The 14,278-nt window shown below is 55.2% G+C and carries 17 protein-coding genes; 10 read left to right on the top strand and 7 right to left on the bottom strand.

All coding sequences use genetic code 11. The features are described 5' to 3' along the window. The first annotated feature begins 48 nt into the window (after positions 1-48). Both ansA and pncA read left to right on the top strand, forming a co-directional pair. Positions 49-1,065 (top strand): asparaginase, encoded by a 1,017-nt coding sequence (gene ansA, locus EnteroDNA1_RS01010; protein WP_008500705.1) that lies wholly within the window; start codon positions 49-51, stop codon positions 1,063-1,065. A 9-nt stretch (positions 1,066-1,074) separates the two neighbouring features. Then, entirely contained in the window at positions 1,075-1,716 is a 642-nt protein-coding gene (gene pncA / locus EnteroDNA1_RS01005; RefSeq protein WP_069302660.1) for a bifunctional nicotinamidase/pyrazinamidase, read from the top strand. 45 nt (positions 1,717-1,761) lie between these two features. Here pncA and EnteroDNA1_RS01000 read toward each other — a convergent pair whose 3' ends face one another. Together EnteroDNA1_RS01000 and msrB are read right to left on the bottom strand one after the other, a co-directional pair. Further along, entirely contained in the window at positions 1,762-2,025 is a 264-nt protein-coding gene (locus EnteroDNA1_RS01000; protein ID WP_196238666.1) for a YeaC family protein, read from the bottom strand. A 56-nt stretch (positions 2,026-2,081) separates the two neighbouring features. Continuing rightward, positions 2,082-2,495 carry a peptide-methionine (R)-S-oxide reductase MsrB gene (msrB, locus tag EnteroDNA1_RS00995; RefSeq protein WP_008500710.1) on the bottom strand — a complete coding sequence of 138 codons (414 nt, stop codon included), beginning with the start codon at positions 2,493-2,495 and terminating at the stop codon, positions 2,082-2,084. 340 nt (positions 2,496-2,835) lie between these two features. Between msrB and gapA the strand changes: the two genes are divergently transcribed. Both gapA and EnteroDNA1_RS00985 read left to right on the top strand, forming a co-directional pair. Continuing rightward, positions 2,836-3,831 carry a glyceraldehyde-3-phosphate dehydrogenase gene (gene gapA, locus EnteroDNA1_RS00990; RefSeq protein WP_023311257.1) on the top strand — a complete coding sequence of 332 codons (996 nt, stop codon included), beginning with the start codon at positions 2,836-2,838 and terminating at the stop codon, positions 3,829-3,831. A 73-nt stretch (positions 3,832-3,904) separates the two neighbouring features. Then, the gene (locus tag EnteroDNA1_RS00985; RefSeq protein ID WP_064672304.1) at positions 3,905-4,789 is read left to right on the top strand and encodes a D-hexose-6-phosphate mutarotase; all 885 of its coding nucleotides are present in this window, start codon (positions 3,905-3,907) and stop codon (positions 4,787-4,789) included. 78 nt (positions 4,790-4,867) lie between these two features. Here EnteroDNA1_RS00985 and EnteroDNA1_RS00980 read toward each other — a convergent pair whose 3' ends face one another. Further along, a complete protein-coding gene (locus tag EnteroDNA1_RS00980) occupies positions 4,868-5,614 on the bottom strand; it encodes a MipA/OmpV family protein (protein WP_032657936.1) in 747 nt (248 codons plus the stop codon). Between the two features lie 431 nt (positions 5,615-6,045). Here EnteroDNA1_RS00980 and yeaG point away from each other — a divergent pair, with 431 nt between their 5' ends. The 3 genes from yeaG (at position 6,046) to EnteroDNA1_RS00965 (ending at position 9,938) form a co-directional block, all read left to right on the top strand. Beyond that, on the top strand, positions 6,046-7,980 hold the full coding sequence (yeaG, locus tag EnteroDNA1_RS00975; RefSeq protein WP_008500713.1) for a protein kinase YeaG: 1,935 nt from the start codon (positions 6,046-6,048) through the stop codon (positions 7,978-7,980). A gap of 75 nt (positions 7,981-8,055) precedes the next feature. After that, positions 8,056-9,339, top strand: coding sequence for a YeaH/YhbH family protein (locus EnteroDNA1_RS00970; RefSeq protein WP_032651499.1), 1,284 nt, complete (start codon positions 8,056-8,058; stop codon positions 9,337-9,339). Between the two features lie 98 nt (positions 9,340-9,437). Continuing rightward, a complete protein-coding gene (locus EnteroDNA1_RS00965) occupies positions 9,438-9,938 on the top strand; it encodes a YbaK/prolyl-tRNA synthetase associated domain-containing protein (RefSeq protein ID WP_064672303.1) in 501 nt (166 codons plus the stop codon). A gap of 21 nt (positions 9,939-9,959) precedes the next feature. On the opposite strand, the gene yoaI is transcribed toward EnteroDNA1_RS00965, so the two are convergent. Beyond that, positions 9,960-10,064: a small membrane protein YoaI gene (gene yoaI / locus EnteroDNA1_RS22250; protein ID WP_087822389.1), complete on the bottom strand. Its 105-nt coding sequence runs from the start codon at positions 10,062-10,064 to the stop codon at positions 9,960-9,962. Positions 10,065-10,209: 145 nt separating this feature from the next. Between yoaI and EnteroDNA1_RS00960 the strand changes: the two genes are divergently transcribed. Continuing rightward, entirely contained in the window at positions 10,210-10,656 is a 447-nt protein-coding gene (locus EnteroDNA1_RS00960; RefSeq protein WP_024908579.1) for a DUF441 domain-containing protein, read from the top strand. On the opposite strand, the gene EnteroDNA1_RS00955 is transcribed toward EnteroDNA1_RS00960, so the two are convergent. Next, the gene (locus tag EnteroDNA1_RS00955) at positions 10,640-11,431 is read right to left on the bottom strand and encodes an AraC family transcriptional regulator (RefSeq protein WP_033145241.1); all 792 of its coding nucleotides are present in this window, start codon (positions 11,429-11,431) and stop codon (positions 10,640-10,642) included. The genes EnteroDNA1_RS00960 and EnteroDNA1_RS00955 overlap by 17 nt on opposite strands. 99 nt (positions 11,432-11,530) lie before the next feature. Between EnteroDNA1_RS00955 and EnteroDNA1_RS00950 the strand changes: the two genes are divergently transcribed. Beyond that, positions 11,531-12,718: a CynX/NimT family MFS transporter gene (locus EnteroDNA1_RS00950; RefSeq protein ID WP_069302659.1), complete on the top strand. Its 1,188-nt coding sequence runs from the start codon at positions 11,531-11,533 to the stop codon at positions 12,716-12,718. A 32-nt stretch (positions 12,719-12,750) separates the two neighbouring features. Here EnteroDNA1_RS00950 and EnteroDNA1_RS00945 read toward each other — a convergent pair whose 3' ends face one another. Continuing rightward, positions 12,751-13,458 (bottom strand): CTP synthase C-terminal region-related (seleno)protein, encoded by a 708-nt coding sequence (locus EnteroDNA1_RS00945; protein ID WP_047648075.1) that lies wholly within the window; start codon positions 13,456-13,458, stop codon positions 12,751-12,753. A 101-nt stretch (positions 13,459-13,559) separates the two neighbouring features. On the opposite strand from EnteroDNA1_RS00945, the gene EnteroDNA1_RS00940 reads away from it, so the two are divergent. Next, complete coding sequence (locus EnteroDNA1_RS00940; RefSeq protein ID WP_064672300.1) at positions 13,560-13,904, top strand: DUF488 domain-containing protein; 345 nt, start codon at positions 13,560-13,562, stop codon at positions 13,902-13,904. Here the strand turns inward: EnteroDNA1_RS00940 and EnteroDNA1_RS00935 are convergent, their stop codons facing one another. Continuing rightward, the gene (locus EnteroDNA1_RS00935) at positions 13,905-14,210 is read right to left on the bottom strand and encodes a periplasmic protein (protein WP_039262013.1); all 306 of its coding nucleotides are present in this window, start codon (positions 14,208-14,210) and stop codon (positions 13,905-13,907) included. Positions 14,211-14,278 lie beyond the last annotated feature (68 nt).

The raw sequence follows: 14,278 nt of genomic DNA, 5'->3' as shown, positions 1-14,278 counted from the left end.
CCCGCGAAGAGGGGATTTTTTTCTTTTGAAGAACAAGAACTCACTACCATGCAGAAGAAATCGATTTATGTAGCCTACACTGGCGGTACCATCGGTATGCAGCGCTCTGAAAACGGCTATATCCCTGTCTCCGGCCACCTTCAGCGTCAGCTTGCGCTGATGCCAGAATTCCACCGTCCGGAGATGCCTGACTTCACCATCCACGAATACGAGCCGCTGATGGACTCCTCCGACATGACGCCGGAAGACTGGCAGCATATCGCGGATGACATTAAAGCCCATTACGACCAGTACGACGGCTTCGTGATCCTGCACGGCACCGACACCATGGCGTTTACCGCCTCGGCGCTCTCCTTCATGCTGGAGAACCTGAGCAAGCCGGTTATCGTCACCGGGTCGCAAATCCCGCTGGCGGAGCTGCGCTCGGACGGGCAGATCAACCTGCTGAACTCCCTGTACGTGGCGGCGAATTACCCGATCAACGAAGTGTCACTGTTCTTCAATAACCGTCTGTATCGCGGCAACCGTACCACCAAAGCCCATGCTGACGGTTTTGACGCCTTCGCCTCCCCTAACCTGCAGCCGCTGCTGGAGGCCGGGATTCATATCCGTCGTCTGGGCACGCCGCCTGCGCCGAACACCGCCGGCGAGCTGATCGTGCATCCGATCACTCCGCAACCGATTGGCGTGGTCACTATCTACCCGGGTATCTCCGCCGACGTGGTGCGTAACTTCCTGCGCCAGCCGGTGAAAGCGCTGATTTTGCGCTCCTATGGCGTCGGCAACGCGCCGCAGAACGGCGAATTCCTGAAAGAGCTTCAGGAAGCCAGCGAGCGCGGAATTGTAGTCGTGAACCTGACCCAGTGTATGTCCGGAAAGGTCAACATGGGCGGCTATGCCACCGGCAACGCGCTGGCGCACGCCGGAGTTATCAGCGGGTTCGATATGACCGTTGAGGCAACGCTGACTAAACTTCACTATTTACTGAGTCAGGATCTGGACATTCAGTCTATTCGCAGCGCGATGATGCAAAACCTGCGCGGCGAGCTGACCCCGGACGAATAAGGAGTGCTCATGAAGCAACGCGCCCTGTTACTGGTCGATTTGCAAAATGATTTCTGCGCGGGCGGTGCGCTGGCCGTCGCCGAAGGTGACAGCACCGTTGACGTGGCAAACACGCTGATTGACTGGTGCAAAGCCCGCGGTGAAGCGGTTGTCGCAAGCCAGGACTGGCACCCGGCGAATCACGGCAGCTTTGCCAGCCAGCACGACGTCGAGCCTTTCACTCAGGGTGAACTCGACGGGCTGACGCAAACCTTCTGGCCGGATCACTGCGTACAGCAGACGGAAGGCGCGGAGCTGCATCCGCTCCTGAACCAGAAAGCCATCGACGCGGTGTTCCATAAAGGTGAAAACCCGGCTATCGACAGCTATAGCGCGTTTTTTGATAACGGGCATCGCCAGAAAACGGCGCTGGACGCGTGGTTACGCCACCATGAAATCACGGAGCTGATCGTGCTGGGCCTGGCGACGGATTACTGCGTGAAGTTTACCGTGCTGGACGCGCTCCAGTTGGGGTATACCGTCAGCGTCATCACCGACGGCTGCCGCGGGGTAAACATTCACCCGCAGGACAGCGCTCAGGCGTTTATGGATATGGCTGCGGAAGGCGCAACGCTGTATACGCTCGAAGACTGGCTGGAAACACAGGCGTAGTCTTTTACGCCCTCTCCCTGTGGGAGAGGGTATCAACCTGCACCGTTATTGCATTTTCATCGTCGCAATCGGCTTCGGCGTGATGCCAAAGTCTTCTTTCAGCTCGCGCTTGCTCTTCATGACCATCTGGCCTTTGGTGTCGATCGTCATGTGCTGCGCGTCGGTGTTATTGCGCGCCTGCCACAGCATCACCAGCTGCAAACTATTCTCTTTTTGCTCCGGCGTCAGCGCAACGCCGTCGGGCCATTTTCCCAGTTCTACGGCGGTCACCAGACGCTGATAAATCTCCGGCGTCATGCCGCTAATCATGTCATCAATATTCACTCTCGCGCCCTTTCAAAGGAATAATTTGCTGAATCGTTTTTTCAACCCTTAATCTGGTCACCGTTTTCATCATCGGTGAAGCTCATTGAGGCTGAATTTACGCAGAAACGCTCGCCCGTAGGCTGGGGGCCATCCGGGAAGACGTGCCCAAGGTGCGCATCGCAGTTGCCGCAGCGAATTTCCGTACGCACCATGCCGTGCGACGAGTCGGTCAGGTAGCGGATGGCCTCATCGCTCACCGGCTCGTAGAAACTCGGCCAGCCGCAGCCAGAATCAAATTTCGTTTGTGAATTGAACAGAGGCGCATCGCAGACCAGGCAGTGGTAGACGCCGTCTCGCTTGTTGTGCAGTAAACGCCCGGTGAACGGCGGTTCCGTTCCGTGATTCTGCGTCACGTAAAACTGCATTTCTGTGAGGTTTTTTTTCAAATCGTCAGGGTTACGTTGGTTCGACATATGCTTACATCTCGCTGTAGAAACAGACATCTTTCAACCCGGATTCTAACAAAACATTAACACCCTTGCGTGCACTTTTGATCTAAACTTATGTGTCGCGAATAAGCGGTCAGGCAATTGTGATCACGTTCACATTTTTATCCTGCGAGGACTTTAAAATCCCGGCTCAGCCCCCATATGGGTGCAAGCTCAAAGGGAAAGTGAGGCGAGTCAGTCGCACAAACGTTAGTCACAGGATTGATTTGTCGCAATGATTGACACGATTCCGCTTGACGCTGCGTAAGGTTTTTGTAATTTTACAGGCAACCTTTTATTCACTAACAAATAGCTGGTGGAATATATGACTATCAAAGTAGGTATCAACGGTTTTGGCCGTATCGGCCGTATTGTTTTCCGTGCTGCTCAGAAACGTTCTGACATCGAAATCGTTGGTATCAACGATCTCCTGGACGCTGAATACATGGCGTACATGCTGAAGTACGACTCAACTCACGGTCGTTTCGACGGCACCGTTGAAGTGAAAGACGGCCACCTGGTTGTTAATGGCAAAACCATCCGCGTTACTGCTGAAAAAGACCCAGCTAACCTGAAATGGAACGAAATCGGTGTTGACGTTGTTGCTGAAGCAACCGGTATCTTCCTGACCGACGAAACTGCGCGTAAACACATCACCGCTGGTGCGAAGAAAGTTGTTCTGACTGGTCCTTCCAAAGACAACACCCCAATGTTCGTTCGTGGTGCAAACTTCGAAACTTACGCTGGCCAGGATATCGTGTCTAACGCATCCTGCACCACCAACTGCCTGGCACCGCTGGCTAAAGTTATCAACGACAACTTCGGCATCATCGAAGGTCTGATGACTACCGTTCACGCGACTACCGCTACTCAGAAAACCGTTGATGGCCCGTCTCACAAAGACTGGCGCGGCGGCCGTGGCGCGGCTCAGAACATCATCCCATCCTCTACCGGTGCTGCTAAAGCTGTAGGTAAAGTACTGCCAGAACTGAATGGCAAACTGACTGGTATGGCGTTCCGCGTTCCAACTCCTAACGTATCCGTTGTTGACCTGACCGTTCGTCTGGAAAAAGCTGCTTCTTATGAAGAAATTAAGAAAGCAATCAAAGCTGCTTCCGAAGGCGCAATGAAAGGCGTTCTGGGCTACACCGAAGACGACGTTGTATCTACCGATTTCAACGGCGAAATCTGCACTTCAGTATTCGATGCTAAAGCAGGTATCGCACTGAACGACAACTTCGTGAAACTGGTTTCCTGGTACGACAACGAAACTGGCTACTCTAACAAAGTACTGGACCTGATCGCTCACATCTCCAAATAAGTGAGATGAGTGTTTGATCCAAAAAGGCGACTTCGGTCGCCTTTTTTATTGTTTTTAGACAGAGGATTGCTTAATGACTCATAAAATTTTTGCACTTCCGGTAGTCGAACAACTTACCCCTGTGCTCTCCCGCCGTCAGATTGACGGTGCTGATGTCATCGTCGTTGACCACCCACGCGTTAAAGCCTCCGTAGCGCTCAACGGCGCCCACCTGCTCTCCTGGAAACCGGAAGGCGAAGCTGAAGGCTTATGGCTGAGCGATGCGACCTCCTTCAAAAAAGGGGCCGCAATCCGCGGTGGCGTACCGATCTGCTGGCCGTGGTTCGGCCCGTCCGCACAGCCGGGTTTGCCGTCTCACGGTTTTGCCCGCAACCAGCAGTGGACGCTGAAAGCGCATAACGAAGATGACAACGGCGCAGTGCTGACCTTTGAGCTGCAGGCTAATGATGAAACCCGCGCCCTCTGGCCGCACGATTTCACCCTGTATGCCCGCTTCAAGCTGGGTAAAACCTGTGAAATCGAACTGGAAGCTCACGGCGAGTTCGAAACCACCTCTGCCCTGCACACCTATTTCAACGTGGGTGATATCAGCGCCGTGAAGGTGAGCGGCCTGGGCGATACCTATATCGACAAAGTGGATAACGCGAAAGAAGGCAAACTGAGCGACGGCGTCCAGGCATTCCCTGACCGTACCGACCGCGTTTACCTGCACCCGGAAGCGTGCAGCGTGATCCACGACGGCGCCCTAAACCGCGGCATTGAAGTGGTCCATCATCATCACAGCGACGTGGTGGGCTGGAACCCGGGCCCTGCGCTGTCCGTCAGCATGGCCGACATGACGGATGATGGCTACAAAACGTTTGTCTGCGTGGAAACCGCTTGCGTGAGCAACCCGCAAAAAGCGAGTGAGGAAAAACCGTCTCGTTTAGGGCAGACGATTCGCATTGTTAAGCGATAAATTCACTGCACCACGCTAAAGCAAACGGGGCGCAAGCGCCCCGTTTTGATGCATATATTGCACTAAATTAATGCACAATCAGAACTTGTAGCTCACACCCACAGAGAAGATGCCTGCCCAGGACTTATCGACCATCGGGCTATCCTTCACTTCGTCGCTCAGACGCTCATAGCGGCCGGTACCGTACACGCTCCAGTCGCCAAGGAAGTTGTAGCTCGCGGTCAGCTCCAGGTAAGGATCCCAGCCGTCATCTGCACTGTAGCTTTTCAGACCACTGCGGCGGGACTCGTTTTTAGAGACGCCGTAGTAGTAGTCGTTGTAGTTCTCGCTGTTGTACTGCACACCGATACCCGGCGTCAGCGTGAGCCCGCCGTTGGTGTAGCGGTACAACCACGCCAGATCCCAGATAAAGCCGTTGCTGTTATCCAGCGTGTCACCCGCCAGTGCCGTACGCAGGAAGCCATACTCGGTGTTATGTACATAAGAAAGCCCGGCCATCATGGTGCTTTTACGCTTGTCGAGCTGGCGAAGCGCATGGCTGTCGCTGTCGCCCGGCTTGAAGTGCGTTGGGTCGTAGTAGGCCATGATGGAGAGCTTATCGGCCTTATCGTTCCAGAGATAGTAGCCGCCGCCGAGCCCGCGGAACCAGACGTTGTCGCCTTCATAGGTGATAACGGGAACAGGATAAACATCACGGTCATACTGTTTATACGGGCTGTTAATGACGCCAACACCCGCACCAACCGTCCACTGACTTTCCGCCTGCGCGGTGTTCACTGCGGTCGCGGCAAGGATGCCTAATGCCAGAAGTTTGAGTTTGGTCACAATCCATTCTTTCCTGTAGTCAAATAATCAGCGGATGAAGTGTAACCGCCATTCCCGTACATCCCAAAATTTTTTGCCTGCTAATCAGTCTGATTAACCCGTTATTTTTAACTTTTCAGATGACAACACGCTTTCATTTATATGACCACTGAATGAAAAACGTGCATTTGTCTTATAACGACAGTGGAAATTTTTGGATGAGTTATTGATATGTCATTGAAAGTAGATTTTCTGGGCATGCAAGTTTTGCAAATGCCATCTACGCTTTAATTTAAGAAGAGTTTTCCTGAACACCCTGCGGTTCTTAGCGTCTGACCTGGCACACAGGTTGCTGCTCTGGCAGTGAGGTGCGAGAGATTCTCTTCCGGGAGCCTCCACTACTCATACGAACGGCTCTTATCCTGTGCTAAAAAACGAAAGGACGGCATGCCATGAATATATTCGATCACTATCGCCAGCGCTATGAAGCTGCCAAGGACGAAGAGTTCACACTGCAGGAGTTTCTTACCATCTGTCGGCAAGATCGCAGTGCCTATGCCAATGCGGCAGAACGGCTATTGATGGCCATTGGTGAGCCAAACATGGTTGACACTGCCCTGGAGCCTCGGCTTTCCCGTCTCTTTTCGAATCGGGTGGTCGCCCGATATCCGGCGTTTGAAGAGTTCTATGGTATGGAAGATGCCATCGAACAGATTGTCTCCTATCTGAAGCATGCCGCTCAGGGTCTGGAAGAGAAGAAACAGATCCTCTATTTACTCGGCCCTGTGGGGGGCGGTAAATCCTCGCTGGCTGAACGCCTGAAGTCGCTGATGCAGCGCGTTCCTATCTATGTGCTGAGCGCCAACGGTGAACGCAGCCCGGTGAACGACCATCCGCTGTGCCTGTTCAATCCGCAGGAAGACGCGCAAATTCTGGATAAAGAATATGGCATCCCGCGTCGCTACCTCGGCACCATCATGTCGCCGTGGGCGGCAAAACGCCTGCACGAGTTTGGTGGCGACATCACCAAATTCCGCGTGGTGAAGGTCTGGCCGTCTATCCTTGAGCAAATCGCCATCGCCAAAACAGAACCGGGTGATGAGAACAACCAGGATATCTCGGCGCTGGTGGGTAAAGTCGATATCCGTAAGCTGGAAAACTTCGCGCAAAACGATCCGGATGCCTACGGTTACTCAGGCGCGCTGTGCCGTGCGAACCAAGGGATTATGGAATTCGTCGAGATGTTTAAAGCACCGATTAAAGTGCTGCATCCTCTGCTGACGGCTACCCAGGAAGGCAACTACAACGGGACGGAAGGTATCTCCGCCCTGCCGTTTAACGGGATTATTCTCGCCCACTCGAACGAATCTGAATGGGTGACCTTCCGTAATAACAAAAACAATGAGGCCTTCCTTGACCGCGTGTACATCGTCAAGGTGCCTTATTGCCTGCGGATCTCCGAAGAGATCAAAATTTACGAGAAACTGCTTAACCACAGCGAGCTGGTGCACGCTCCTTGCGCACCGGGAACGCTGGAAACGCTGTCGCGCTTCTCCATCCTTTCGCGTCTGAAAGAGCCGGAAAACTCCAGCATCTATTCGAAAATGCGCGTCTATGACGGTGAAAGCCTGAAAGATACCGACCCGAAAGCGAAGTCGTATCAGGAATACCGCGACTATGCCGGGGTTGATGAGGGGATGAACGGTCTGTCCACGCGCTTCGCGTTTAAGATCCTCTCCCGCGTCTTTAACTTCGACCATGCGGAAGTGGCGGCCAACCCGGTTCATCTGTTCTACGTGCTGGAGCAGCAAATCGAACGCGAGCAGTTCCCGCAGGAGCAGGCTGAACGCTACCTTGAGTTCCTCAAAGGTTACCTGATCCCGAAATACGCCGAGTTCATTGGCAAAGAGATCCAGACGGCCTACCTGGAATCCTATTCAGAATACGGGCAGAACATTTTCGACCGTTATGTCACCTATGCTGACTTCTGGATCCAGGATCAGGAGTACCGCGACCCGGATACCGGCCAGCTGTTTGACCGTGAATCCCTGAACGCGGAGCTGGAAAAAATCGAGAAGCCTGCCGGGATCAGTAACCCGAAAGACTTCCGTAACGAGATTGTGAACTTTGTCCTGCGCGCCAGAGCGCATAACAACGGGCGCAATCCGAACTGGACCAGCTACGAGAAACTGCGCACGGTCATTGAGAAGAAAATGTTCTCCAATACCGAAGAGCTGCTGCCGGTGATCTCGTTTAACGCCAAAACCTCAACCGATGAGCAGAAAAAGCACGACGACTTTGTCGACCGTATGATGGAAAAAGGCTACACCCGCAAGCAGGTCCGTCTGCTCTGCGAATGGTATCTGCGCGTGCGTAAATCGTCTTAAAAACAAGTGCCCGGTGGCGGTTAGCGCTGACCGGGCCTACAAAATGCAAGTTGGCAAATGCAGTACGGGGGGTATATGACCTGGTTTATTGACCGGCGTCTTAACGGCAAAAACAAGAGCACGGTGAACCGCCAGCGCTTCTTGCGTCGTTATAAAGCGCAAATTAAACAGTCTATCTCCGAGGCCATCAACAAACGCTCGGTGACCGACGTCGACAGCGGCGAGTCTGTTTCCATCCCCACCGATGACATCAGCGAACCGATGTTTCATCAGGGGCGAGGCGGCCTGCGCCATCGCGTACACCCAGGTAATGACCACTTCGTTCAGAACGACAGAATTGAGCGTCCTCAGGGCGGCGGCGGTGGTTCAGGAAGCGGTCAGGGACAGGCCAGCCAGGACGGTGAAGGTCAGGACGAATTTGTCTTCCAGATTTCGAAAGACGAATATCTCGACCTGCTGTTTGAAGACCTGGCGCTGCCGAATCTGAAAAAGAATCAGCATCGTCAGCTTAATGAATACAAAACCCATCGCGCGGGCTATACCGCCAACGGCGTGCCCGCCAATATCAGCGTCGTGCGTTCGTTACAGAATTCGCTGGCGCGACGAACGGCCATGACGGCGGGCAAACGGCGCGAACTGCGCGAGCTGGAGAGCAGCCTGAAGGTCGTGGAAAACACGGAACCGGCGCAACTGCTGGAAGAGGAGCGTCTGCGTAAAGAGATTGCGGAACTAAGAGCGAAGATCGAACGGGTACCGTTTATCGACACCTTCGACCTGCGCTACAAGAATTACGAAAAACGCCCTGAGCCCTCCAGCCAGGCGGTGATGTTCTGTCTGATGGACGTTTCCGGCTCGATGGACCAGGCCACGAAGGATATGGCGAAGCGTTTTTATATTCTGCTCTACCTGTTCCTGAGCAGAACCTATAAGAACGTGGAGGTGGTTTATATTCGTCACCATACTCAGGCGAAAGAAGTAGATGAACATGAGTTTTTCTACTCGCAGGAGACCGGCGGGACCATCGTATCAAGCGCCCTGAAGCTGATGGATGAAGTGGTGAAAGAGCGTTACGACCCGGCGCAGTGGAACATTTATGCCGCGCAGGCGTCCGATGGCGACAACTGGGCCGATGACTCACCGCTGTGTCACGAGATTCTGGCGAAGAAAATTCTGCCGGTGGTGCGTTACTACAGCTATATCGAAATTACCCGTCGCGCGCACCAGACCCTGTGGCGGGAGTATGAACATCTGCAAGCAATGTTCGATAATTTTGCCATGCAGCATATCCGTGACCAGGATGATATCTATCCGGTGTTCAGGGAGCTGTTCCATAAACAATCTGCTACCAGCAACGCATAATCCAACAGCCAGCGAACCCGCTGGCTGTTTTCTTTCGACCCCGTTCATCCCGTGCTAATGTAGAACCCTGCAAAATGGATTATCACCGGGAAATCGTTATGACTGACGACGTTATTGGGGCAGGAACCCACCAGCAGCTGATTACCTTACTCACCGAGCAGGGCGCGCGTTTTCGCGTCATGGAGCACGAGGCGGTCGGGAAATGTGAAGCGGTAAGTGAAATTCGCGGGACCGATCTGCGGCAAGGCGCAAAGGCCCTGGTCTGCAAGGTGAAGGGAAACGGCGTAAAAAAACACGTTCTGGCGATTCTGGCCGCCGATCTGCAGGCTGACCTGAGCCAGCTTGCCAGCCATTTTGGCGGGCTAAAGGCCTCCCTCGCCAGCCCGGCCGAGGTCGATATCCTGACCGCCTGCGTTTTCGGCGCGATCCCGCCCTTTAGCTTCCATCCTGATTTGGCGCTGGTTGCCGACCCGCTGCTGTTCGAGCGCTTTGACGAAATCGCCTTTAACGCCGGCCTGCTGGAGAAATCCGTGATTATGGATACCCAGGATTACCTGCGCATCGCCCGTCCTGAGCTGGTGACCTTCCACAAAGCGTAACCGCGATGGCTGGCGACCCTGTCAGCCTTTTCTTTCCAGAAACAGCACGGAGGCGACGAGAATAATGGCAATAGCAAAAAACGATGAGGAGATAATCAGCGTTTCAACAAACATGTGATCGTTCATGATGGCGACCCCTTTTGCGATATCTGCCTTCGTTTTAATCCGCGTAAATGACAAGGTTATGACAGCAATATAATCTTTTTAAAACTGTCCTCCGCCGCGTTTGCGCGTAAAGTAAGCAAGTTGATTATTTTGGCAAGGATTCCCTATGTTTGACCCTACTCTGCTCATTCTTCTGGCACTCGCCGCGCTCGGCTTTGTCAGCCATAACACCACGGTCGCCATCTCGATTCTGGTGCTGATTATTGTTCGCGTGACCCCGTTAAATACCTTCTTCCCGTGGATAGAAAAACAAGGCCTTACCATCGGGATCATTATTTTAACCATCGGGGTAATGGCGCCTATCGCCAGCGGCACGCTTCCCGCCTCAACCCTGCTGCACTCGTTTGTAAACTGGAAATCGCTGGTGGCGATCGCGGTGGGGATTTTTGTTTCGTGGCTGGGCGGGCGCGGCGTTACGCTGATGAGCAGCCAGCCCTCGCTGGTGGCGGGTCTGCTGGTGGGCACCGTGCTGGGCGTGGCGCTCTTTCGCGGCGTTCCGGTGGGGCCGCTGATTGCGGCAGGCCTTGTCTCTCTGTTTATTGGGAAGTCGTAGTCAGGCTGGCCATATAACGCGCCGGCGTCTGGCCCAGTCCCTTTCTGAACATGGTGATAAACGCGGTGGTAGAGTCGTAGCCGAGTGTCTGTGCCACCTGCTGTACCGATTTCCCACCGATCAAATGCTGTAACGCCACGATCAGCTGCAGCTGGTGACGCCAGCGGCGAAAGCTTAAACCGGTCTCTTTCACTACCAGCCGCGCCAGGTTGCGTTCGCTCATGGCAAAGTGGCTCGCCCACTGCGTCAGCGTCTGCCAGGCGGCGGGCTCTTCCGCCATTTTCTCGCTCATCAGCCGAATTTTAGGATGGGGCGAGACGGGCAGCTGCAGATGCTCCTGACGCTGGAGCGGCAGCTCGTCAAACAGAACGTCTACCAGGCGCGACGTGGCCGCAAGAGAGAGTTGTTCACGCGATTTTTCCGCCAGGGATAAAATCAGCTCCCGCACCAGAGGGGAGATTTTCAGGGTGCAGCAGCGGTCGGGCAAGCTTGCCGCCCCCGGTTCAATGAACAAAAAGCAGAGCTGCGCGCCCGGGGTGGCCCTGTTGCTGTGCGGCATCTGGCCGGGGATCCAGACGGCGTACTGGGGCGGAACCATCAGCATGGCATTTTCCACTTCGCAGGTGATCGCGCCGCCGAGGGCCAGAATCAGCTGCCCCTTACGGTGATGATGCCGGGGAATATACTGTTCCTCCGCCACCACGCGGATGCGAAATGCGACGGCCGCGTCGTGCTGGCTATCGGGATCATAGCCGTCCAGTCCCAGACCAATCATCAGTTTGTCCGATTTTAGCGATAAACTGTCATTTTAGCCTGATTTAAACCGCCGGGAAAATCGGTATTGTGTGCGCTCGCTTGAACGTATGAGAACATAATGACTACTGCTATTCGCACCTCAGGAAAACACGGCGCGCTGTTGATTGCAGGCATCCTGATGATTGCCACTACGCTTCGCGTCACCTTTACCGGCGCAGCCCCGCTGCTCGACACTATTCGTCTTGATTATGGCTTAAGCACGGCGCAAACCGGTCTGCTGACTACCCTGCCCCTGCTGGCTTTCGCCCTTGTCTCACCGCTCGCCGCAGGCGTTGCCCGACGTATCGGCATGGAGCGCAGCCTGTTTGTCGCCCTGCTGCTGATTTGCGCCGGAATTGCGGTTCGCTCGCTGCCCTCCGCCGCGCTGCTTTTCATCGGAACCGCGGTCATCGGCTGCGGAATTGCGCTCGGGAACGTGCTGTTACCCGGATTAATTAAGCGTGACTTCCCGGGCCAGGTAGCCCGACTCACCGGGGCCTATTCCCTGACGATGGGCGTCTCGGCGGCGTTTGGCTCAGCGATGATTGTTCCCCTGGCGCAGGGTAGCGCAGGCTGGCATGGCGCGCTGCTGATGCTAATGACGTTTCCGCTGGTCGCGCTGCTGCTCTGGCTGCCGCAGTGGCGCCAGAAACACGTTGCGACGGTAACGGGCGCTGGCGCGCTGCATAACCGCGCCATCTGGCGCTCGGCCCTCGCCTGGCAGGTAACGCTCTTTTTGGGGATTAACTCGCTGATTTACTACGTCATCATCGGCTGGCTGCCGGCGATATTGCTCAGCCACGGCTACAGCGAAGCGCAGGCCGGCTCGGTGCACGGACTGTTGCAGCTGGCCACGGCCGTGCCGGGGCTTGCCGTTCCGCTGATCCTCCACCGTCTGAAAGACCAGCGGGGGATCGCCGGCGCGGTGGCGCTGATGTGCGCGGTAAGCGCGGCGGGGCTATGGTTTATGCCTGACATGGCGGTGATGTGGACGCTGGTGTTTGGCTTTGGCTCTGGAGCAACGATGATCCTCGGCCTGACGTTCATCGGTCTGCGCGCCAGCTCCGCGCACCAGGCTGCGGCGCTGTCCGGCATGGCGCAGTCGATTGGCTATCTGCTCGCCGCCTGCGGCCCTCCGCTGATGGGGAAAATTCACGATAGCGCGGGAAATTGGCAAATCCCGCTTCTGGGCTGCGCTCTGGCCGCCGTGATAATGGCGCTCTGCGGCGTGCTTGCCGGGCGAGACCGCGAGATCGCGCCCCGTTAAAGACTCTGGCAGACCATCGGGTCTGCCTTTTCCTACCCGCGAGCCGCGCGCAGCATCGCCTGCACCAGCACGACCGGACGGCCTTCCAGCGCTGCACGCTCATGCTGGAACAAGGTGATCACGAAGAACGGGTGCGTAACCAGCTCTGCGGCGCGAATTTCCCCCTGTTCGTCCCAGCCCGTAACATGCATATCACCGCTTTCCAGCGCCTGGGAAAACGCCGGCGACACGCCATAGTTACAGTGATAACCCTCTTCAATTTCCGGCTTGCCGTACGCCTTTGCGATCAGGGTATTTTTGCGCAGCTCAATCGCATCGGTTTTTTCCACCAGTGAGCAGGTCAGTGGCGCAATCACCATGGTGCCTTCTGTATCCGTCTCGGCATGTGCCGCATCGGCCCAGCCCAACACATTGCGGGCATACTCAATCAGCGCGTGCTGGAATCCGCCGCAGGTGCCAAGGAATGGAATGCCGTTTTCACGCGCATAGCGCGCGGCGATAAAGGCCGCCTCGGTGTTTTTATAGGGGCTGGCAGGCACCAGCCAGATGGCATCGTAGCCCACCAGATCTTCAGGGCTTGTCAGCTCAGTGGTGGCAAGCCAGTCGTAATCGGCGGTGAGGTCAAGGACTGCGGCGGCGTCGTCAATCGCCAGCGGGATCGCCTGATGCGCAATAACACTGGGATTGTAATCGCCAACCAGCGCAATGCGCAGCGTCGTTTTAACCGGGAGGTGTTCCATGAAAGGTTCCTTATGCCAGAGTATTATCAGATAACATAAGGAACCTCAGACTACCGATCTTCTGCAATTATCACAATACCTTAAATTGGGAGGGTGGAATTATGATTCAATGCAAACGCGTATACGAGCAGGCTGGTCCGGACGACGGCTATCGGGTACTGGTGGACAAGCTGTGGCCGCGCGGGGTCAAGAAAACGGACCTCGCGTATGATGAATGGTGTAAAGCGCTCACGCCCTCGAATGAATTACGCAAGGCCTTTCATAGCGAAACCGTTGATTTCGCCGCCTTCAGCAAAGCCTATCGGGAAGAGCTGGCGCAGCATGCTGACGAGGGAATGCGTCTGGCGACGCTGGCGAACAGGCAGACCGTCACCCTGCTCTACGCTGCCAAAGACACGAAGCAAAATCACGCCCTGGTATTAGCCGACTGGCTGCGCCATCTCTGATCAGCCGATCGCCAGCTCATCGAGGATTTGCGGCGCTTCATCGGGAGTGAGCGGCATCAGATGTTCGGCGCGGACAAAGGCAAAGCCGTGCTGATTGTCAAAGGCGTAAACATCGCCAGTCACCAGCCAAAGGGCGCGATCGGCGGTAGCGGGTAATTGCGTCATCACGCCGTTGACCGGGTTAACGAAACGCAGGCCGGGCTGACACAGGCCAAACAGCTCAACAGATTTACCAATATTGCGACGGCCTGACGCCGTGCGGGCACCGATGATCATCGCCATGCTGCCCGGTTTAAGCTGAAACATACTTCTCTCACGGTAACGGTAGCCAGGGACTGGCTAAGAATAATCCTAAAGAGAAGTGTATCGCAGGC

The organism is Enterobacter sp. HK169 (assembly GCF_001719105.1).
GTDB lineage: Bacteria > Pseudomonadota > Gammaproteobacteria > Enterobacterales > Enterobacteriaceae > Enterobacter > Enterobacter asburiae_B.
The sequence above is the reverse complement of the archived record's forward strand: the minus strand, read 5'-3'. Positions and strand labels throughout refer to the sequence as shown.

What these genes read in the sequence shown, in the direction of transcription:
- ansA (WP_008500705.1), top strand. Translation starts at nt 49, where the DNA reads ATGCAGAAGAAATCGATTTATGTAGCCTACACTGGCGGTACCATCGGT.
- pncA (WP_069302660.1), top strand. Translation starts at nt 1,075, where the DNA reads ATGAAGCAACGCGCCCTGTTACTGGTCGATTTGCAAAATGATTTCTGC.
- EnteroDNA1_RS01000 (WP_196238666.1), bottom strand. Translation starts at nt 2,025, where the DNA reads ATGATTAGCGGCATGACGCCGGAGATTTATCAGCGTCTGGTGACCGCC.
- msrB (WP_008500710.1), bottom strand. Translation starts at nt 2,495, where the DNA reads ATGTCGAACCAACGTAACCCTGACGATTTGAAAAAAAACCTCACAGAA.
- gapA (WP_023311257.1), top strand. Translation starts at nt 2,836, where the DNA reads ATGACTATCAAAGTAGGTATCAACGGTTTTGGCCGTATCGGCCGTATT.
- EnteroDNA1_RS00985 (WP_064672304.1), top strand. Translation starts at nt 3,905, where the DNA reads ATGACTCATAAAATTTTTGCACTTCCGGTAGTCGAACAACTTACCCCT.
- yeaG (WP_008500713.1), top strand. Translation starts at nt 6,046, where the DNA reads ATGAATATATTCGATCACTATCGCCAGCGCTATGAAGCTGCCAAGGAC.
- EnteroDNA1_RS00970 (WP_032651499.1), top strand. Translation starts at nt 8,056, where the DNA reads ATGACCTGGTTTATTGACCGGCGTCTTAACGGCAAAAACAAGAGCACG.
- EnteroDNA1_RS00965 (WP_064672303.1), top strand. Translation starts at nt 9,438, where the DNA reads ATGACTGACGACGTTATTGGGGCAGGAACCCACCAGCAGCTGATTACC.
- yoaI (WP_087822389.1), bottom strand. Translation starts at nt 10,064, where the DNA reads ATGAACGATCACATGTTTGTTGAAACGCTGATTATCTCCTCATCGTTT.
- EnteroDNA1_RS00960 (WP_024908579.1), top strand. Translation starts at nt 10,210, where the DNA reads ATGTTTGACCCTACTCTGCTCATTCTTCTGGCACTCGCCGCGCTCGGC.
- EnteroDNA1_RS00955 (WP_033145241.1), bottom strand. Translation starts at nt 11,431, where the DNA reads ATGATTGGTCTGGGACTGGACGGCTATGATCCCGATAGCCAGCACGAC.
- EnteroDNA1_RS00950 (WP_069302659.1), top strand. Translation starts at nt 11,531, where the DNA reads ATGACTACTGCTATTCGCACCTCAGGAAAACACGGCGCGCTGTTGATT.
- EnteroDNA1_RS00945 (WP_047648075.1), bottom strand. Translation starts at nt 13,458, where the DNA reads ATGGAACACCTCCCGGTTAAAACGACGCTGCGCATTGCGCTGGTTGGC.
- EnteroDNA1_RS00940 (WP_064672300.1), top strand. Translation starts at nt 13,560, where the DNA reads ATGATTCAATGCAAACGCGTATACGAGCAGGCTGGTCCGGACGACGGC.
- EnteroDNA1_RS00935 (WP_039262013.1), bottom strand. Translation starts at nt 14,210, where the DNA reads ATGTTTCAGCTTAAACCGGGCAGCATGGCGATGATCATCGGTGCCCGC.